The sequence below is a fragment of the Bacillus cereus genome (genome assembly GCF_007678085.1).
Taxonomy (GTDB): Bacteria; Bacillota; Bacilli; order Bacillales; family Bacillaceae_G; genus Bacillus_A; species Bacillus_A cereus_BE.
In genome coordinates this window covers 1141663-1161291 of the sequence record NZ_VEDW01000001.1, presented here as the reverse complement: position 1 = coordinate 1161291, position 19629 = coordinate 1141663, and the positions used below count along the sequence as shown (strand labels likewise).

The following is a 19629-nucleotide window of genomic DNA, read 5'->3' as shown; positions in this document are numbered from 1 at the left end:
GGAGTGAGGAATAATGAGAATTAAAACAAAATTATATTTTAGTTTAGCATCTACCATTTTATTTGCAATAGCGATGATAGTTTTCTTTATAAACGGCAATCCACAAAAGTGGTTTTGGTTATGTATTTTCTTTGCGTCCATTATACAAAATATAGTTCTACTAAAAAAGAATAAAGTAGCGCTATAAGATATTCAGATTATTAACATATTTGTGTCGTCTTTCTAGTTTTATTGAAAACGCTTTTATTCAGTTTTATAATATAAGTATGTTTTTACAGATCTCCAAAACAATGAATAAGGAGATGATACAATGTTAGCTTCACCGTTTTACTTACATACGTGGAAAAAGTTTGTTAAAGAAGGGGTACTTGATTCGAATCGTATAAATGAAAGAATTTCAGAGTCATGGCATCGATGTAAACAAGCAAATGTGAATCCTCACATGAATAAAGGTCAGAAAATTTTGACTTCAAATGTTTTTCAAGATCAAAAGAAAAAAAGTGAAATCTTCCTTGATATAGCAATACCCCAATTGCAAAATATGAGAAAAACCATTGATGAGCTGCAAATGATGGCATTATTAATCGATCCAGACGGTTATGTACTATCGTTAAGTGGAAATCAACAAACGTTGAAACGAGCGAAACATATTAACTTCATTGAAGGTGTGAAATGGACGGAAGCAGCTGTTGGTACAAATGCGATAGGAACCGCGTTACAGATTGAAGAGGCTATTATGATAAGTGGTACAGAGCATTATTCTGTCGCATCTCATAGCTGGAGCTGTGCGGCCGCTCCTATTCATAATGATGATGGGAAATTAATTGGTGTTCTAGATTTCTCCTGTCCAATCGAATTTTCACATCCATATATGCTCGGAATGGTAACTTCGATTGCACATGCGATTGAACGTGAATGTAGTATTCGAGTGCATCAAAACGAACTGCATTTAATCCATCGTTTTTTAGATGTAATTGATAGTGATGAACAAGTTGTTATTTGTAATCATCGTGATGTTATCGTTTCTGCTAGTAAGGGGATTCGGGAACGAGTTTCTAATTGGTCACGAATGAAACTTGAAGATTTAATGCAATATGGATTGAAATCTAAATTAGAAGTACCAGCATATAGTAATGATAGAATGATCGGGAAATGTATTTATGTAAAGGAAAATAAACAAGGAAATGTATTTTCAACTTCCACATTTATAAACGGAATTACTTTCCCTGGAGTTATTGGGACAAGCAATGCTTTTCAACATACTTTAGAAGAAATTAAGCTTGTATCACCAACTGACGCTAGCGTATATGTTTGTGGTGAAACAGGAGTAGGGAAAGAATATGTAGCGAGAGCGATTCATGAAAATAGTCCAAGAAAAAACGGTCCTTTTATAGCTGTTAACTGCGGTTCATTGCCGAAAGAATTAATGGAAAGTGAATTATTCGGTTATGCTGAAGGAGCGTTTACAGGTGCGCGGCGCCAAGGATATAAAGGGAAATTCGAACAAGCAGACGGAGGAACAATATTTTTAGATGAAATTGGTGAAGTGCCTCCAGAGATGCAAGTAGCATTATTGCGTGTTTTACAAGAACGAACAGTAACCCCGATTGGCAGTTCAAAAGAGGTACCAGTCAATATTCGTATTATTACAGCGACACATAAAGATTTACTGCGATTAGTAGAAGAAGGGAAATTCCGTCAAGATTTATATTATCGTTTACATGTGTATCCGCTATATGTTCCATCGTTAATAGAAAGAAAAGAGGATATTCCGTACTTCATACAACATTTTTGTGAACGAAAGAATTGGAATGTTGTATTTCCAAAAAGTATTTGTAATCAATTTTCTCAGCATACATGGCCCGGAAATATTCGAGAACTATTAAATGTATTAGAACGCATTTACATTTTGTCGCAAGGTCGCGAAATATGCGAAAAACAAATCTCTTTTTTATTACAAACCATGATGGGAAATCAACATCAACTTGCATTGCAAGCAGAAAATAAAACGGGACTTACATTAAATTTCCGTGAAAAAATACAGCGTGATAGCATGATTGAAGCGCTAGAAAAGACAAACGGAAATGTTTCATTAGCTGCCAAACTTTTAGATGTACCTCGAAGTACATTTTATAAACGAATGCAAAAATATAAGCTATAAAGTAGATTTTTGTAATCTACTTTTTCTTTGTGGGCTCATGTTCTGTCGGAATGTGCGCTTACCGGGGAAATAATAGAATAGTTAGAAATTAATTTCCGAAAGGGGGACTTTTGTGAAGTATATTGAAATTGGCATCGGAAATAGGTGGTTTGTTCGAACGGAAACTGAAAATAAAGATGGAACTGAATTTGAGGAACGAGGAATTATAAAACCTATTTATTTTGAGTCTTTATATGTACGAATTTGGTTTCGGAAAACGTGTTTTATTTTTGATACGAAAGAAGGGGTTAAGAAAGTAAGAAAAAGTAGAGATGAGTATAAGTTTATTGTTGGAATTGTAAGTAGGTTAAAACAATAGAATTAAATAGGGGGTGTTTTTATGAATAGAATTACCACATTCATACTCGCTATTATTGTAATGGGCTATTCTATTTACAGTTGAAATAATGATTCGAAGCAAAGTATGCTTATTTTGCAATTACTGTTAGGTTTAATGCTTGCTGGAATGGGGATACAAAATGTTAAAAAGGATGAAAAAGAGAATAAGAATATGGGGCTGTTACTTTTACTTACATCGCTATTTTGTATTATTGTATCGTTAATGAAATATTTAAAATGAGCTTTTACTTAACATGTTGAGTAAAAGCTTATTTTGTTAAAGTTTTCTCATTAAAAATAGTAGTTGCTGTTTGGTAAATTTCTTTATCAATAAAAAATCTTTCTGTTATCCAATAAGCAAGTTCAGAAGAGGTAAGACTATGTTCGCTTTTCTTACCTTGGAAATATCGTTTTAAAACATTAGCATTAAATGATAGAAATTCGTTTACTAGTTTTTCTGACGGCATATTCTTTAGAAGTTAGCATTAAGAATATTATACAATAAATATCAGAAAATACAGTTATCAATAGAGTGGGAGAGAATTATATGTCTATGTCGCTATATTATAAAAAGATCCGGGAGCAATTAGGCCATGAACTAATTTTTGTGCCGAGTGTAGCTGCTGTTATAAAAAATAGGCAAGGAGATATTTTGTTTCAATATCCTGGCGGGGAATACTGGAGTTTGCCAGCTGGAGCAATTGAACTTGGGGAAACTCCAGAAGAAGCAGTAGTTCGGGAAGTTTGGGAAGAAACAGGATTGAAAGTGCAAGTGAAAAAACAAAAAGGAGTATTTGGAGGAGAAGAGTATCGTCATACATATCCGAATGGTGATGAAGTAGAATATATTGTTGTTGTGTTTGAGTGTGAAGTTACTAGTGGCGAGCTAAAATCGATAGATAGTGAATCTTTAAAACTACAATATTTTTCTTTATCTGAAAAGCCACCTTTAGCGTTACCATACCCAGATAAAATATTTTTATAGATGTAAAATAGCACACCTTATTTATTGAAGGTGTGCTATTTATATAACCCCGTCGTATACATTTCCGTCAATGTATGTACTATCTCTTCTAACTCTAATTTTTTATCATTTTTCACAATCGTCCAAAGAAACATCTCATTCATCGCGAACCAAGCACGGGCTACAATTTCTTTATTTAATTCAGTTTGTGCTAATCCACTTTCTTGAGAGTATGTAATATCCTGCGTAATATTGTTTATAAAGCGTTCCCGTATCTCGTCCCATTTTTGACGTATCTCTTTTGATAATCCGATTGCTTCCTGCACAACTTGTAAAATAGCTCGTTCTTTCTTTGCTAGTTGTAGAAATGCTCTAACTTGATTTTGAATCATTTTATGTGCTTCTTCTTTCGTTTGAGGCGCAAAGGAGCGCTCGGCAATATCATAAAATTGATTCATAACATCTTCCATTAAAACAATGAGGAGATCATCTTTGTTTTTAAAGTATACATATGCGGTTCCATAACCAGTTTCTGCATGCTTAATAATTTGTGTAATGGTCGTTTTTTGAAATCCGTTACGTATAAAAGTAGTGTAACCAGCGTGCAATAGTTTCTTCTTTGTTTCTAAGGAGCGGTGTTTTCTTGATGAAAGAGTATTGTTTTTCAAAGAACCACCTCTTTATACTGAAATATCTGAAAATATAACTGTATTGTAAAAGAAATTCATATATAAAGTCAACTGACATAATATCATTGACGTTATATCAACTAAGGTGATATATTTCAATTAGTTAGAATAAAAAGAAAATTAAAAGAAGGTGACACCATGTATAAAGAACCATTTCAACCAACTTATGAATATGCGCTTGAATGTGATAAACATGATAAACTGAAAGATTTTCAAACTGAATTCTATAAAAAAGAAGGAACGATATATTTAGATGGAAACTCATTAGGACTACTTTCAAAAAGAGCAGAGAAATCGTTACTTACTTTGCTAGATTCATGGAAAGAGTATGGCATTGACGGCTGGACAGAGGGCGAGCATCCGTGGTTTTTCCTCTCGGAGAAATTAGGTGAATTGACTGCACCTCTTATTGGAGCTTTACCGGAAGAAGTTATTGTAACCGGTTCCACGACGACGAATATACATCAAGTGATTGCGACATTTTATGAACCGAAAGGAATACGTACAAAAATTCTTGCGGATGAATTAACATTCCCGTCAGATATATATGCACTTCAAAGTCAAATTCGTTTAAAAGGATTAGATCCAGATGAGCATTTAGTACGAGTGAAGAGCCGAGATGGTAGAACACTTTCAGAGGATGATATTATTAACGCAATGACAGATGATATCGCGTTAATTTTATTGCCTTCTGTACTATATAGAAGTGGCCAAATTCTTGATATGAAACGTCTAACAGCAGAAGCACATAAGCGTGGTATTCATATCGGATTCGATTTATGTCATTCAATCGGTTCTATTCCGCATCATTTCAAAGAATGGGATGTTGATTTCGCCATTTGGTGTAATTATAAATATTTAAATGCAGGACCAGGTGGAGTAGCGGGCCTTTATGTAAATAACAAGCATTTTAATAGAATTCCAGGTTTATCAGGTTGGTTTAGTTCTAGAAAAGATAAGCAGTTTGATATGGAACATACATTAACAGCTGCTGATCATGCAGGTGCTTATCAAATTGGTACACCGCACGTATTAAGTACTGCTCCTTTAATTGGTTCTCTTGAAATATTTAAAGATGCTGGTATAGAACGTTTACGCGGAAAATCGCTACATATTACAAGATACATGCTTAATTTAATTAATCATGAATTAAAAGATTTCGCATTTACAATTGGCAATCCATTAGAGGATGAAAAACGAGGCGGACACATTTATTTAGAGCATGCTGAAGCAGCACGCATTTGTAAAGCGTTAAAAGCGAATGGAGTTATTCCTGATTTCCGTGCACCTAATGGAGTAAGACTTGCGCCGGTTGCTTTATATAACACATACGAAGAAGTGTGGCATTCTGTTCAAATATTAAAGAAAATCATGAAAGATGAAGAATATAAGCAGTTTGAAAATAAGCGAGAGGTTGTGGCATAAGCATGAAAACTTCAGAGTGGATTGATATTTCACAACCGCTAAATAATGATATTGCCACTTGGCCAGGAGATACACCGTTCTCGTATGAAGTTTCATGGTCAAAAGAAGAGAGCGGGTCAGTAAATGTCGGAAAGTTAACGATGAGTATTCATACAGGTACTCATATTGACGCACCGTTTCATTTTGATAATGATGGAAAGAAAGTAATAGATTTAGATGTTCAAGTTTATGTCGGTCCAGCGCGTATCATAGATGTTTCTAATCTTGAAAGCATTGGGAAAAAGGAATTAGAAAACTTTCATTTAGAAGGCGTAGAAAGATTATTGTTACGCACATCTTCACATGGTAAAGCGAATGAATTTCCAGAGGTAATCCCGCATTTACGTGCTGATATCGCACCATTTCTTTCTGAAAAGGGAATTCGTTTAATCGGGGTGGATGTACCATCAGTTGATCCATTAGATGATAAAGAATTAGCAGCACATCATCAATTATTTAAACATGGAATACACATTTTAGAAAATGTCGTACTAGATTATGTAGCAGATGGTGATTATGAATTAATCGCATTACCACTTGCGTTAACAGATGCAGATGGAAGTCCAGTTCGAGCAGTTATTAGACCAATATAAGTAGAATTATATAAAAGGGGCGTTTGGCTAATATGAAAGAAAACGAAAAAGTAATTATGGAAAAAGGGATTCATACGGACTTTAAAGAGAATATGACGTACGGGGAGTATTTACATTTAGATAGTTTACTATCTTCTCAAAAGAGATTATCAGACCATCATGATGAAATGTTGTTTATCGTGATTCACCAAGCAAGTGAACTTTGGATGAAGCTTATTTTACATGAGTTAAACGCAGCAATTGAATCTATTAAACACGATAAATTACAACCAGCTTTTAAAATGTTAGCGCGCGTATCAAAAATTCAGTCGCAAATTATTCAATCTTGGGATATTCTTGCGACATTAACGCCATCAGAGTACATTGAGTTTCGTGACTCACTCGGTCAAGCTTCAGGTTTTCAATCGTATCAATATCGTATGATTGAGTATGCGCTTGGTTATAAAACACCACATGCATTAAAAATTTATGAAAAAGATCCAGAATTACACGCTCGACTTCATACAGCGCTACACGCACCAAGTTTGTATGATGTGGCAATTCAAGCACTTGTAAAAGAAGGATTCCCTATTCATAAAGATGTGTTAAATCGTGATATTACGCAGCCTTATGAAGAAGATGCAACAGTAGAAGCAGCATGGTTAGAAGTGTATGCAGATGTGAAAAAATATTGGAACTTATATCAGCTTGCTGAAAAATTAATTGATATCGAAGATTGGCTACAACAATGGCGTTTCCGTCATATGAAAACGGTAGAACGCATTATCGGACATAAAATGGGAACGGGTGGCTCTTCTGGTGTGTCTTATTTAAAACGAGTACTTGATCAACGCTTCTTCCCAGAGCTTTGGAATGTTCGCACGAAATTATAAAAAAGGAACCTGTCAGTAATGAGCTGGCAGGTTTCTTTTTTATTTGATCACAATTATGTTTTAATTGAAGTTACAAGATATAATAAATCAGGTAATGATTTAATTGGAGGTAAAGGTTTGGATTTCAAGCAACTAGAAAATAAATTTGAAAAGAAAAAAGTAAATACCTTTCTTGTTTATCAAAAAGGTGAGTTAACAACTGAGTATTATAAAACGTTAGAATGCGAAAATAATCTATTTAAAATAAATTCGATTACAAAAAGCATTGTATCTATATTAATTGGTATTGCAATCGACAAAGGATATATAAATGATATACATAAACCGATTGCAGAGTGGATTGAAAATGTATCTAAGAAAAAGCGGGATTTGACTCTGTATCATTTATTAACGATGACTACAGGTGAGGATTGGAAAGAGTTCGGGAATGGAGTAATGTTCCCAAATGATTTTGTAGAATCGGAAAACTGGGTGCAGTACATAGTAGAAAAACCAATAATTGAAGAACTCGCTACAAAAATGAATTATAACTCAGGTTCTTCGCATTTGCTTAGCTACATTATCCAAAAAGCTACTGGAATGCCGACAGAACAGTTTGCGAAAAAATATTTATTTGATCCATTAGAGATTACCGAATATGAGTGGCAACAAGATCCCCAAGGCATACATGTCGGTGGTTTCGGTATGAAAATGAAATCTAAAGATTTATTAAAACTCGGAATATTATGTTTGCAGAATGGAATTTGGCAGGGGAATGAAATTGTATCATCGAAATGGATAGAAGAATCAAGTACACCTCTATTTGAAACGTATGAACATGTCGGGGCATATGGATATCACTGGTGGGTATTGAATAACGAAAGATTTCACATACCGTATTGTATTTATTTTGCTATGGGATACGGCGGACAATACATCGTTATCATTCCGCAGTTAGAGCTTGTTGCTGTAATAAGTAGTCATATGCCAAAACGTGGACTTGTTCCATTGAAATTGTTTATTGAGCATGTACAGGAACATTCTAATTACATTTAAGATAAGAGCATATATGAGGAATTTAAAAATGGTATTGTTTTTACATTATGATTAAGTATTCTAGCGTTTCGTAACCTTATTACTTAATTTATAAATAAGTGTACAAGTGAAATCGTTTAATTAAACCCCACTGTTTAAAATATAAACAGTGGGGTTTTCATTTCATCTATTCGACTTCTGAAACGACATCTTTATAAATTTCTCCGTCTTCGTTTCAAATTCTACATCAACAAAAACACCATATTCTTTTCCATCTTCACGTAACCACAATTTGAATTTTTCAACTGTTATTTGAACGGTTTTCGGTTTTCTACCTATATGAAGGTAATCAATAATCTCCGCTTTTGGATATTGTTCTTTCGTCTTTTCTACAGCAAGTTTCCCCCATTTGGCATACGGCGGCTGCGCATGCACAATTGATGGGCTGGTATATATATTTGAACATGTTGTTATGAACAGTATGAGAAGTGTGACACGTTTAAATAATTTCTTCATAATGAACTCCTTTTATCTTTTTTATATATTGTTTACATATTTATTTAACGATATGAGTTTGGATTTTTTTGTCTTCTTTACATAAAAGCGAGGCTTTTACAAAACATAACCAAGAAATCATTACCGTAATTAAGGAGGGAAATTTATGCGTCAAAAAGCTATTTTTAAAATAGCAGTTTTACTTGCGTTCATAGGACTGTCTTTAATGGTCAGTAGTATACAACTAAAGAATGTAGAGGCATTTTCTAATCAAGTCATTCAAAGAGGAGCATCTGGCGAAGATGTCATTGAACTGCAATCTCGTTTGAAATATAACGGATTTTATACGGGAAAAGTGGATGGTGTTTTCGGATGGGGTACATACTGGGCACTTCGAAATTTTCAAGATAAATTTGGATTACCTGTTGATGGTTTAGCTGGAGCTAAAACGAAGCAAATGCTCGTGAAGGCAACGAAGTATGACAAATCAACTGCTAATAAAGGAAATAGTGGTGGTACTGCACAAGAAAATAAACCATCTCAAAATAAAGGGACAAATGTTCCGAATGGTTATTCTCAAAATGATATTCAGCTCATGGCAAACGCAGTATATGGAGAATCTCGTGGTGAGCCGTACTTAGGACAAGTTGCAGTAGCTGCGGTTATTTTAAATCGTGTTACAAGTGCATCGTTCCCAAATACCGTTTCAGGTGTCATCTTTGAGCCAAGAGCATTTACAGCGGTAGCGGATGGACAAATATATTTAACGCCAAATGAAACAGCGAAAAAAGCTGTATTAGATGCAATTAATGGATGGGATCCAACAGGAAATGCATTGTATTATTTCAATCCGGATACTGCAACAAGTAAATGGATTTGGACTCGTCCACAAATTAAAAAGATTGGGAAACATATTTTCTGTAAATAGAGCGGAGGTGGAACTATGTTACGAGGTATTATAATCGTATTATTAACAGTCGGTGTAGTTGGAACAGGATACTGGGGCTATAAGGAGCATCAAGAGAAGAATGCGGTATTAATTCGAGCAGAAAATAGCTATCAACGTGCGTTTCATGATTTAGCATATGAGGTGGATTTATTACACGACAAAATTGGAACAACGCTTGCAATGAATTCACGTGCATCTTTATCACCAGCATTAGCAGATGTATGGAGATTAACATCTGAAGCTCGTTCGGATGTAGGACAACTCCCTTTAACATTAATGCCTTTTAATAAAACGGAAGAATTTTTAGCAAATATCGGTGATTTTAGTTACCGTGCAGCTATTCGTGATTTAGAAAAAGAACCGCTAAATGATCAAGAATATAAAACGTTGCAAACGTTATATTCAAACGCAGGTAACATTCAAGATGAACTACGAAAAGTACAACATCTTGTATTGAAAAATAATTTACGCTGGATGGATGTTGAGATGGCACTCGCATCAAATCGTGATCCTGCTGACAATACAATTATTGACGGATTAAAGACAGTAGAAAAAAATGTAACATCGTATTCGTCTACAAACTTCGGACCGACCTTTACAAGTGCGCAAAAAAATAAAAAAGGCGGATTTGAAGCAGAAGGAAAAGCGATTTCTAAAGATGAAGCAGCGAAAATTGCAAAATCGTTTTTGAATTTAAAAGGAAATGAAAAAGTAGATGTTGAGAAAAGTGGAAAAGGTGCAAAAGAATCTTTCTACAGTGTGAAAATAAAAGATTCCGCAACGAATAATGAGTTTTATATGGATATTACCGGAAAAGGCGGATATCCAATTTGGGTTATGAATAATCGAGAAATTAAAGAACAGAAAATTAGTTTAAACGATGCAGGAAGTAAAGGTTTGACATTCTTAAAGGACCATAAGTTTAATAATATGGAGCTTTATGATAGCTCACAATATGATAATGTTGGAGTATTTACGTATGTAGTAAATGAAAATGGCATACGAATTTATCCAGAGGCAATCCAAATGAAAATCGCTTTAGATGATGGTTCAATCGTTGGATTCTCCGCTAAAGAATATTTAGCATCACATCAAAAACGAACAGTTCCATCAGCAAAGCTAACTGCAGCAGAAGCAAGAAAGAAAATCAATCCAGATGTTAAAGTTATGGAAGAACGCAAAGCTGTCGTAGTAAATGATTTGCATAATGAAGTACTTTGCTATGAATTTGTAGGTACTTTAGGGAAAGATACGTATCAAATTTTCATTAATGCAAATAGTGGCGCAGAGGAAAAAGTGAAGAAAATGCAAGCTGTTGAAAAAATTTATGATTAAACTTTAATAGTAAAGTGGTGAGAATAATGAAGATCCTAATATATATGTTAATGCTTTGCTTTTTTATAACTGGATGTAGTATTGGAAAAAAGGACAATCCAAACGAAAAACCAGAGCAAAAAAATGTTTCGACGAAAAATGTTAATTATACGAACAAATCCAATAAGCCAAATGAAAAAGCAGCAGACCATTTAGCATCTTTAGCCGCAAGTGTGCCAGGTGTAAATGATGCAACAGCGGTAGTGGTTGGTAAATATGCTATTGTAGGTATAGATGTAAAAGCGAAACTCGATCGAACTCGTGTTGAGTCTATTAAATACTCTGTTGCAGAAAGTTTAAAAAATGATCCGGATGGTGCTAATGCAGTTGTTGTAGCAGATGTTGATACGTATGAACGACTGAAACAAATTGGAAAGCAAATTAAAAAAGGAAAAACAGGAGAAGGTATTCTTGATGAGTTAGCAGCAATTGTTGGTCGAGTAATGCCACAAGTTCCAAATGACATGATTGAAAATCGAGAAACGAATCCAGTTAAAGATAATGATAAACAATTACCAAAAGATGAAGAACGAGAACTGAGAAAAGAACAGAATGACCAATCAAATAATCATTTGAATAAAAAGAGTTAACCGTAACCCTGTACAAAATTGTACAGGGTTTTTTAATATAATATTAAATATTCAGTTTATTTTTAAGGTAATATATGGTTTAATTATGATGGGAGGGACAACTGTTATGATGAAAAAAAGCACATTAATATTATGTAGTTTATGCTTAGGTTTCAGTATGACAGCGTGTGAACAGAAGAAAGAAGTAAAAAAACAAACAGCGACTTCTTCTACTGTGATGGAAAGGCAGCAGAAAGGTTCTATCAATATAAATCATTTCTCGAACATAAATGAAGGAATGACTTATACAGAAGTAAAAGATTTCATTGGGTTTGAAGGGGATTTAGTAATAGAAGAAGGAGTAGAACATTCTGCACAAATTAAACAAATTTTTTCTTGGAAAGGAAGCGATCCAACTTCATTTGTTGAAATTACCTTTTTAGATGGAAAAGTGCATTCTAAAGTGCAACAAGGTTTAAGTTAATAAGTAAAAAATGGGAGAGTTTCGCATGAACATACATACAGGGGAAATTCAATTAGTTCCGTATAAAGAAAAATATAAAGAAGTTATACAAACATTTACTTTACCAAGTGAACAAGTTCAGTTTACATCAGATCCAGTTGAATTATTGGAGAAAGCAAAAAGTGATCGAACTAAAAATGTGATTGTAATTTTGGATTACAACGGGATACCAGTGGGTCTTTTCGCATTGCAAACAGGAGATAGAGTACAGGAGTTCACAGACAATCAGGATGCTTTACTTTTAACATCGTTTTCTATAAATCACAATAGACAAAGAAAGGGATATGCTAAAAAGTCATTGGCATTATTACAAGAGTTTGTAAAACGTTATTTCCCGATAAAAAATGAGGTTGTACTTGCTGTAAATGAAAAAAATATTCCTGCACAAAATTTATATGAAAAAGTCGGCTTCCAAGATAAAGGCTTTAGAAGAATGGGACCAATTGGTCAACAAATTATAATGCATTTTCCTATCATAAAATAACGAGAAAAAAACTTACTCTTGCATAATAAAGTAGTAAGTTTTTTTATGTAGACAATAAGAGAATACATATTAATAGGTTATATTTAAGAGTAAAGAAATTATAGATAGTTACATAAAAAATAAAGTTACTTGAAATACATTTAGTTTTTATAGTTATACAATCATTAATTAACACTTTTGGGAGGCGTAGCTTTATGGAAATCATTCAATTACTAAAGAAGGATGATGTATTTAATAAGGCCATAGATGTTTTTTGGAAAGAATGGGGTGAGGAAGGTGGGCGTGCATTCTATGAAGATTGTATGATTAATGCTTTAACTGATCCAAATGACATACCGAGTTTTTACATTGCAAAAGTAGATGATGAGATCATCGGAACGTATGCATTAATTCGCAATGATTTAAATAGTCGCCAGGATTTGAGCCCTTGGCTAGCATGTTTGTTTGTAGATGAAAAATTTAGAGGCAATTCTGTAGGAGCAAAATTGCTGAATCATGGACTGCTAGAAACTGCAAAGAGAGGGTACCAATTTCTTTATCTGACTTCAGATCTTAAAGACTATTATGAAAAATATGGATGGGAAAAGATTGGAGTTGCTTATGGGCCTAGTGGAGGGTACATACCTTTGTTTAAAAAGGCGACGGCTCTATAACGAAAGTATTTACTACTCAACAAACAGCTGTTTTCATTGAATGAAATTAAATCCCTATAAGAAGTTTACTACAATAAAATGTAGCAAGGTTCTTATAGGGTATATTAAAATTTAATATCTTTCATCAATTGGGAAACACATTTAAACGAGGAGAAACGATATGACAATTTATATTGCATTACTAAGAGGAATCAATGTAGGTGGGCATAAGATAATGAAAATGGCTACTTTAAAACAAATGTTTGAATTAATAGGGTTAAAACAAGTGAAAACATATATTCAAAGCGGTAATATCGTGTTCAAATCTGAGGAAGATATAAATTTCCTAAAGGAACGAATACAATCTGAAATTAAAAACGTTTTTGGTTTTGATGTTCCGGTCATGTTAAGAACGCATGATGAATTTATAAATACGATAAAAAGATGCCCTTATGAAGCTAATTCATTGCTAGAAGGTGAAAGTATACATGTTGCCTTCTTAGCAAATGGACTTTCTGAAAAAGAAAAAGATCAGTTACTTATGCAAAAAAATGAGACTGAAGATTGTTATATAGATGAAAATGTAGTGTATGTGTTTTTCAAAAATAGCATTCGAAACTCTAAATTAATGAATCAATTTCAGAGGTTACATACACCAGCTACAGTTAGGAATTGGCGGACTGTGAGTAAATTAAAAACGATAATTGAGGGGATGTAAAGAAATACGGTAAATATGATTAACAATAGACTAACATCTGCAGAAAAGAAAACTCTTAGAGACTCATTACTTAGGGTTTACAAATGTTTAAGAGACTATAGTATAAAATAAACAAATTAAGGGGTAGATAAGATGGGGAAATTTGTGAAAGACCAAAAGGTAGTTGCATTTACATTAGAAGGGTTGGCACCATGTACGGTTGTAAGAGTTGGTTGGATTTTTATTATGGTACAAGTAGAAGAAACGAAACATTTATATTCTATTACAAAAAGTAAACTAACACCTATAGAGGAAGAGGAACACTACCTTTTAGAAGAGAGTATTGATGAAGAAGGGATATTCGATATAGGTAGATTGTTTGCTAAAATAGAAGCAGAAGACATGGACCTTGCAAAGAAATCATTTGAAGAAAATGAAGACTTCAAGAAATATGAAGATTTTCACAATCCATCAGAAGGGAAACTGTATGATGGAGAGTACTATACTACAATAAAAACAGGTAAAGAGTTACTAGAACAATACTTTAATCGAGAAGAGCTAGAGCGTAATGGTACTAATTAAATTATATGCGAAAACAGTTAAAGGCCAAATCTTATTTATGTTAGGTATATAGACTAAAAAATTTATATTTGATTATTGGGAGGGTAAAATAATGGATTTGGTAAACAAATTTTTAAATGGTTTGAAAGCAGCATTATCAACAGATGATCTCGAAGCACTAAATAAAGCATACGGTGCTACAAAAGAGGATATTGATATATTAAGGTTTAAATATCCGAATTGTCCAGAATCATTAATCTATTTACTTGAAAATATCGATGGTACATATTGGCGGAAATATGGAGAAACCGAAGTCACGGTATGTATTTTAGGTTCAGATGTTGAAGAGTATCCATATTATTTGCTCTCTACACAGGAGATGATCGAGAGTTCAAAAGAAGGAGAAGACGTCTCCTATCTTTTAGAATACCAAGATGAAGAGGATGCTGTTGACTCTAAAATAAATCCAGAGGGGCTTCTCCCTGGCACGTATATTCACTTTTCAGATTGTATGAACAACGGTGGAACATCAAAGCTGTATATTGATTTTAATCCTTCTGACAAAGGGGTATGTGGTCAAATCATTCGTTTTTTACACGACCCTGATGAATATGAAGTGATTGCAAACAGCTTTGATGAGTATTTACAGGATCTTATTGATGGTGATTTTAATTTCCTAGAAGAATCTCAATAATTTTTGAACAATTACACTTCAACTAATGGGAGCTTTAGTTGAATAAGATTCAAACAAATTTATTATTTATATTTGTCTATAAACTCATTTAAAAGGCTAGAAATTAAACAACTTTAAAGAGCCTTACTACAATATAATTTGTAGTAAGGCTCTTATATTTTTAAATCAAAATGAAATAACATTATTATCACTTTACAAAATCTCATCTTTTTATTTATATTGTTTTGCGACTATAAGTTCGACAATAGGATAAATAAAGAATGAAGAGCAAAGTGCGATAAAAAGAGGAAGATTTTTTATTTCATCGAGTAATAGGAAGGAGATTCCTTCTGATAATATTAAAATAAAAAACATCAGGCATATAAGTACAAAATAAGCAATTTTAAAGCTTTTATATGTAATTTGCTGTCCCATTTCATCTTGGCTTTCTTCCGATACTCCGTTCGGATCTCCCCACGTAATTTGATTAATTAAATTACCAAGTATTAACGAAAAAGCGAATATTGTTCCGCCTAAAATTGAACCTTCCGTTATATATTTATATGCGCCATGTAAGAGGATTCCGAGTAATGATATAACGATAATTATGAAAATGATTTTTTTATGCTTCAATGTAGAAATGACACCTCCTATAATGTAAAAAACTCTTTACATACATAGTATAAAATTGGAAAAGTTTTATGTCAAATACTTTTTACACAATAAGGGAATAATATAATATTTTGTTTTTGTCTTTTATAAAAAATTACATTACATTTGAATGTAAAAGAATGGGCTCGCATATATTTGGAAGGGATGTCAGATTAATTTAGGGGGTAGTTATGTCTATTCTATTAAAAGCTGGTGCTGATGCAGGAAATAACGGTTTGAAGTTAATGGTGAAAGGGCAAGAGCCTATATTTATTCCGAGTATATATTCTTTATATATAGGAGAGCCTACAGGATTGTTAGATGAAGGAGATGTTTCATTATCTGAATTAGAAAATCACATTGACGTGACCATTAGTTCTCCATCGCTAATGTTAAATAACGTGCGGTATATCGTTGGAGAAAAAGTCATTCAAGATCAATTAAAAGGGACTGAGGTTGAGAAGAAATCGAATAAGTCAACTGATGAGTTAATGGTTATTACAATTCTATCTGGTTTAGCGGTAAGTGCTATGCGCCAAAGTCCAACTTCTAGTCATATTAATATTCGTTACGATTTATCTGTTGCTCTTCCTATGCAGCTTATTACACAAGAGATAGCTGCGGAAAACGCGAAACGTTATATGGGCAATCATAAGGTTGTGTTCCATTATCCTAACGGGCGTGATGTGACAATTAATATTTCAATCGAATATTGTAAATGCCTACCAGAGGGCGCTTCTGGGACGTGGGGCATAGTATATGATGAAGAAGGAAATGTTGTGAAACATAAAATAGAATGTGAACAAAATCAAGTATCAGAAATTGATTTTGTTGATAAAACACTCTTATCTTTTGATATAGGCGCTGGGACGACAGAAGAAGTAGTTTCATTAGGTGTTAACTTTAGACCACAGTTAAGTAAAGGTTTATCATATGGTGTGAAAGAAACGTTGCTACAAATTATTACAAGATGGAACCGGAAATATCCAACAAAGACGATTGATAGTATTACAGAGTTTAACCAAATTTATTTACATGAAAAGCACCCAAGAAATGCGTTATTAGTTGAAGAATCACAACCAGCATTATTAGGTTTAGCAGCGCGTGTCGCAACGGATATCATAAATAAAATTGATGATATGAAAGACGATCCATACGTATTTATTTATGGCGGGGGCGCAGTAATTATTAAAAACAGTTTGAAAATGATTTTAAAGCAAAAAGGACGACTAACAAATGTAATCTTTGTAGATAATCCTTTATTTACAAATGCACGTGGATTATTAGTCTACACTTGTTCACCAAAATATAGAGAGCATAAGCAAAAAGAGTTAGGATTTACAAACTTAACGATAAGTTAGTTGGTGGAAGCATGCGATCTAGGCGATATAAACGTGGTGATCGAGTGAAAATCAATATTCATAAGTCAGTATCACCTGAAATGCTTGCATGGCTAAATAAACAATCCAACCCAACTAATTTCTTTTTCTTTGCGGCGCAGCAACTTTTTAAACAAGTAGGAGATATTGATGTGTCAAAAGCTATACCAAGTAGCCATGTTTTCTCATTATACGTAGAGCCATCTTCCATATTAAAGGTAGAAGTAAACCCTTTTAAAAACGTACCACTAGAGGCTAATAAATCCACTGAAAATATAAAAAAAAGATCATGGGAATCTGTTGATCAATTAGATTGTCCGTTTTTTTAAACATAGAAAAATATAAGTATTGCCCATCACTATACATACGGATACAGTGATGGGCTTTTTTTCATGTAACGAATAGAAGGGGCGCACCAAATTTTATGCCCCTTCTATTCGTTATTTATATTTTAGCTGTATGTTCAGTAACAGCATGTATTATGTCTTCCCAGTCATCTGAATGAATTTCATGTCCAGCGCCTTCAAGGGTTAATAGAACAGAGTTAGGGATTTCATCAATTAGTGCGAGACCATGTTCGAAAGGAAGTGCAGTATCGTCTGTTCCATGAATAACTAATGTAGGTGCTTGTATGAAGTGAAGCACACCTTCATATGCATCATCTCCTTGAAGTAAAGCGTGATTAAACATGCTTAATAAATTGTTAGCTCGTTCTATTTCTTGTATTACTTGTTTATAGACTCTTTTTTCATCAAATGTTCGTTTTGATCCACATAATAGGCGAGATCCGGAAACTAAATATTCTGCTACAACTTTATCATTTGTCCAATCTAAATGCGTGCCATTTGCGTGATGTGTTAAAATTCTTTCATCCATTGGAGGTAAATCACGCGTGTTATCGTCAGAGCCTATTACACTTGTAGCTAATAATGTTAACGATAAAATTCTTCCGGGATGTTTTACAGCAGCAATTTGAGCGATCATACCACCTAATGACATACCAAATAGATGCGCTTGATCAATATGATAAGCATCAAGTACACCAATCGCATCTTCTGCCATATTTGTCACTGTATAATTGGAAGTACCGGGTTCATATGCAACAGATCGTCCTACATCACGGTTATCAAAACGAATAACAAATTTCCCTGTGTTAGCCAACTGTTCACAAAACTCTTCATCCCAATACACCATTGAACACGTAGCCCCCATAATTAATAAAATAGCTGGATTTTTAGGGTTCCCAAAGCTTTCTGTACATATATCAATCCCGTTTATTTTAAATATCTTTTCAGTCATAAAGTTTTCCCCATTTCTTTTGAATGTAATTGAAAATCAGTTTTGAATAATTCTAAGGTGAGTGTAAGGTTCTTTTTGGAATTCATAATGTTTCTTACGTAATTACCTCCAAAAATAAGTTTATGCTAATTCAAGGCAAAAAATTTTGAGAAATATTTGTATGTTATTACAATAAACAGCAAGGAGGAATGGAAATGAAAGCAATTGTTATAGATCAATATGGTAGTGTTGAAGAATTAAAAGAAAGACAAGTTTTAAAACCGGTTGTTAAAGGTAATGAGGTATTAATACGTATTCTCGCAACATCTATTAATCCTGTTGATTGGAAAATTAGAAAGGGAGACTTACAAAAACAGTTACAGTTTTCATTTCCGATCATTTTAGGATTAGATGTTGCTGGAATTATTGAAGAAGTTGGGGAAGAGGTAGAGTGTTTCAAAACAGGTGATAAGGTGTATACGAAACCTGAAAATATAGGACAGGGCTCTTATGCTGAATTCATTACAGTAAAATCGGATTTAGTATCCGATATGCCTACAAATCTAAGTTTCGAAGAGGCAGCTTCGATTCCTCTTGCAGGACTTACTGCGTGGCAAAGTCTTGTAGATTACGCAAAAATAAAAGAACATGACCGAGTACTCGTTCATGCGGGAGCTGGTGGAGTTGGAAGTTTAGCAATTCAAATCGCAAAATCATTTGGAGCTTTTGTTGCGACAACTGCAAGTAGTAAGAATGAAGAATTTTTAAAGTCTTTAGGAGTAGATCTCGTTATTGATTATAAAAAAGATAAATTTGAAGAACTACTATCAGATTTTGATATCGTATTAGATACAATAGGTGGCGAAGTACAAGAAAAAAGTTTTCAAATTATAAAACCTGGTGGTGTTTTCGTTTCGATTGTTCATGAACCAATTCAAAAAATAAAAGGGATAAAATCAGGATTTTTATGGCTAAAACCAAATGGAAAGCAACTAGAAGAATTATCAGATTTAATTGTACATGGAAAAATAAAACCAATCATAAGTAAAGTTGTACCGTTTAATGAAGCAGGGGTTAGAGAAGCTCATATTTTGAGTGAAGGTCAACATGTAAGAGGTAAGATTGTAATGAAAGTGGAATAAAAATGATTAAGTATTTTCCAAAATTTCATTATACCCCAAAACAAAAATATTTTGGGGTATTTACTTTTAGCTTAAGGATATTGTGCA

At 33.6% G+C, this 19629-nt stretch carries 24 protein-coding genes and 1 pseudogene; 21 read left to right on the top strand and 4 right to left on the bottom strand.

Annotated elements, in window-relative coordinates; genetic code table 11:
- Positions 1 to 13 precede the first annotated feature (13 nt).
- The 5 genes and pseudogenes from FS742_RS27495 to FS742_RS05870 all read left to right on the top strand — a co-directional run bounded on the left by FS742_RS27495 (position 14) and on the right by FS742_RS05870 (position 3524).
- Complete coding sequence (locus tag FS742_RS27495; protein WP_186327151.1) at positions 14 to 187, top strand: hypothetical protein; 174 nt, start codon at positions 14 to 16, stop codon at positions 185 to 187.
- A gap of 123 nt (positions 188 to 310) precedes the next feature.
- Positions 311 to 2161, top strand: coding sequence for a sigma-54-dependent Fis family transcriptional regulator (locus FS742_RS05890; RefSeq protein WP_144611579.1), 1851 nt, complete (start codon positions 311 to 313; stop codon positions 2159 to 2161).
- A gap of 112 nt (positions 2162 to 2273) precedes the next feature.
- A complete protein-coding gene (locus tag FS742_RS05885; protein ID WP_000873845.1) occupies positions 2274 to 2519 on the top strand; it encodes a DUF3977 family protein in 246 nt (81 codons plus the stop codon).
- Between the two features lie 21 nt (positions 2520 to 2540).
- Positions 2541 to 2780, top strand: a pseudogene (locus FS742_RS05880) (DUF3953 domain-containing protein).
- Positions 2781 to 3086: 306 nt separating this feature from the next.
- Complete coding sequence (locus tag FS742_RS05870) at positions 3087 to 3524, top strand: NUDIX hydrolase (RefSeq protein WP_144611577.1); 438 nt, start codon at positions 3087 to 3089, stop codon at positions 3522 to 3524.
- A gap of 35 nt (positions 3525 to 3559) precedes the next feature.
- Here FS742_RS05870 and FS742_RS05865 read toward each other — a convergent pair whose 3' ends face one another.
- Positions 3560 to 4171: a TetR/AcrR family transcriptional regulator gene (locus tag FS742_RS05865; protein WP_144611576.1), complete on the bottom strand. Its 612-nt coding sequence runs from the start codon at positions 4169 to 4171 to the stop codon at positions 3560 to 3562.
- Positions 4172 to 4330: 159 nt separating this feature from the next.
- Between FS742_RS05865 and kynU the strand changes: the two genes are divergently transcribed.
- The 4 genes from kynU to FS742_RS05845 all read left to right on the top strand — a co-directional run bounded on the left by kynU (position 4331) and on the right by FS742_RS05845 (position 8156).
- Entirely contained in the window at positions 4331 to 5617 is a 1287-nt protein-coding gene (gene kynU / locus FS742_RS05860; RefSeq protein ID WP_144611575.1) for a kynureninase, read from the top strand.
- A gap of 2 nt (positions 5618 to 5619) precedes the next feature.
- Positions 5620 to 6249: an arylformamidase gene (gene kynB / locus FS742_RS05855; protein ID WP_144611574.1), complete on the top strand. Its 630-nt coding sequence runs from the start codon at positions 5620 to 5622 to the stop codon at positions 6247 to 6249.
- A gap of 32 nt (positions 6250 to 6281) precedes the next feature.
- Positions 6282 to 7121, top strand: coding sequence for a tryptophan 2,3-dioxygenase (gene kynA / locus FS742_RS05850; protein ID WP_144611573.1), 840 nt, complete (start codon positions 6282 to 6284; stop codon positions 7119 to 7121).
- 117 nt (positions 7122 to 7238) lie between these two features.
- Positions 7239 to 8156 (top strand): serine hydrolase domain-containing protein, encoded by a 918-nt coding sequence (locus FS742_RS05845; RefSeq protein WP_144612065.1) that lies wholly within the window; start codon positions 7239 to 7241, stop codon positions 8154 to 8156.
- Positions 8157 to 8318: 162 nt separating this feature from the next.
- Here the strand turns inward: FS742_RS05845 and FS742_RS05840 are convergent, their stop codons facing one another.
- Positions 8319 to 8651, bottom strand: a complete 333-nt coding sequence (locus FS742_RS05840; RefSeq protein WP_144611572.1) for a DUF3889 domain-containing protein — start codon at positions 8649 to 8651, stop codon at positions 8319 to 8321.
- Between the two features lie 145 nt (positions 8652 to 8796).
- Here FS742_RS05840 and sleB point away from each other — a divergent pair, with 145 nt between their 5' ends.
- The 9 genes from sleB to FS742_RS05795 all read left to right on the top strand — a co-directional run bounded on the left by sleB (position 8797) and on the right by FS742_RS05795 (position 15113).
- Entirely contained in the window at positions 8797 to 9558 is a 762-nt protein-coding gene (sleB, locus tag FS742_RS05835; protein ID WP_144611571.1) for a spore cortex-lytic enzyme, read from the top strand.
- 15 nt (positions 9559 to 9573) lie between these two features.
- The gene (gene ypeB, locus FS742_RS05830) at positions 9574 to 10914 is read left to right on the top strand and encodes a germination protein YpeB (protein WP_144611570.1); all 1341 of its coding nucleotides are present in this window, start codon (positions 9574 to 9576) and stop codon (positions 10912 to 10914) included.
- A gap of 26 nt (positions 10915 to 10940) precedes the next feature.
- A complete protein-coding gene (locus tag FS742_RS05825) occupies positions 10941 to 11543 on the top strand; it encodes a YhcN/YlaJ family sporulation lipoprotein (protein WP_144611569.1) in 603 nt (200 codons plus the stop codon).
- A gap of 106 nt (positions 11544 to 11649) precedes the next feature.
- Positions 11650 to 12006: a hypothetical protein gene (locus FS742_RS05820; protein WP_144611568.1), complete on the top strand. Its 357-nt coding sequence runs from the start codon at positions 11650 to 11652 to the stop codon at positions 12004 to 12006.
- A gap of 25 nt (positions 12007 to 12031) precedes the next feature.
- Positions 12032 to 12529, top strand: a complete 498-nt coding sequence (locus tag FS742_RS05815) for a GNAT family N-acetyltransferase (protein ID WP_144611567.1) — start codon at positions 12032 to 12034, stop codon at positions 12527 to 12529.
- Positions 12530 to 12723: 194 nt separating this feature from the next.
- Entirely contained in the window at positions 12724 to 13182 is a 459-nt protein-coding gene (locus FS742_RS05810) for a GNAT family N-acetyltransferase (protein ID WP_144611566.1), read from the top strand.
- Between the two features lie 160 nt (positions 13183 to 13342).
- The gene (locus FS742_RS05805; protein WP_144611565.1) at positions 13343 to 13879 is read left to right on the top strand and encodes a DUF1697 domain-containing protein; all 537 of its coding nucleotides are present in this window, start codon (positions 13343 to 13345) and stop codon (positions 13877 to 13879) included.
- Between the two features lie 132 nt (positions 13880 to 14011).
- A complete protein-coding gene (locus FS742_RS05800; protein ID WP_144611564.1) occupies positions 14012 to 14440 on the top strand; it encodes a hypothetical protein in 429 nt (142 codons plus the stop codon).
- Positions 14441 to 14531: 91 nt separating this feature from the next.
- Complete coding sequence (locus FS742_RS05795; RefSeq protein ID WP_144611563.1) at positions 14532 to 15113, top strand: SMI1/KNR4 family protein; 582 nt, start codon at positions 14532 to 14534, stop codon at positions 15111 to 15113.
- Between the two features lie 210 nt (positions 15114 to 15323).
- Here the strand turns inward: FS742_RS05795 and FS742_RS05790 are convergent, their stop codons facing one another.
- Positions 15324 to 15725, bottom strand: a complete 402-nt coding sequence (locus tag FS742_RS05790; protein ID WP_048525815.1) for a hypothetical protein — start codon at positions 15723 to 15725, stop codon at positions 15324 to 15326.
- 209 nt (positions 15726 to 15934) lie between these two features.
- On the opposite strand from FS742_RS05790, the gene FS742_RS05785 reads away from it, so the two are divergent.
- Both FS742_RS05785 and FS742_RS05780 read left to right on the top strand, forming a co-directional pair.
- A complete protein-coding gene (locus FS742_RS05785; protein WP_144611562.1) occupies positions 15935 to 17104 on the top strand; it encodes a ParM/StbA family protein in 1170 nt (389 codons plus the stop codon).
- 11 nt (positions 17105 to 17115) lie between these two features.
- A complete protein-coding gene (locus FS742_RS05780; RefSeq protein ID WP_144611561.1) occupies positions 17116 to 17451 on the top strand; it encodes a hypothetical protein in 336 nt (111 codons plus the stop codon).
- A gap of 115 nt (positions 17452 to 17566) precedes the next feature.
- Here FS742_RS05780 and mle read toward each other — a convergent pair whose 3' ends face one another.
- A complete protein-coding gene (mle, locus tag FS742_RS05775; RefSeq protein WP_144611560.1) occupies positions 17567 to 18421 on the bottom strand; it encodes a BCA family alpha/beta fold macrolide esterase in 855 nt (284 codons plus the stop codon).
- Positions 18422 to 18615: 194 nt separating this feature from the next.
- Here mle and FS742_RS05770 point away from each other — a divergent pair, with 194 nt between their 5' ends.
- Positions 18616 to 19542 carry an NADP-dependent oxidoreductase gene (locus tag FS742_RS05770; RefSeq protein WP_144611559.1) on the top strand — a complete coding sequence of 309 codons (927 nt, stop codon included), beginning with the start codon at positions 18616 to 18618 and terminating at the stop codon, positions 19540 to 19542.
- Positions 19543 to 19629 lie beyond the last annotated feature (87 nt).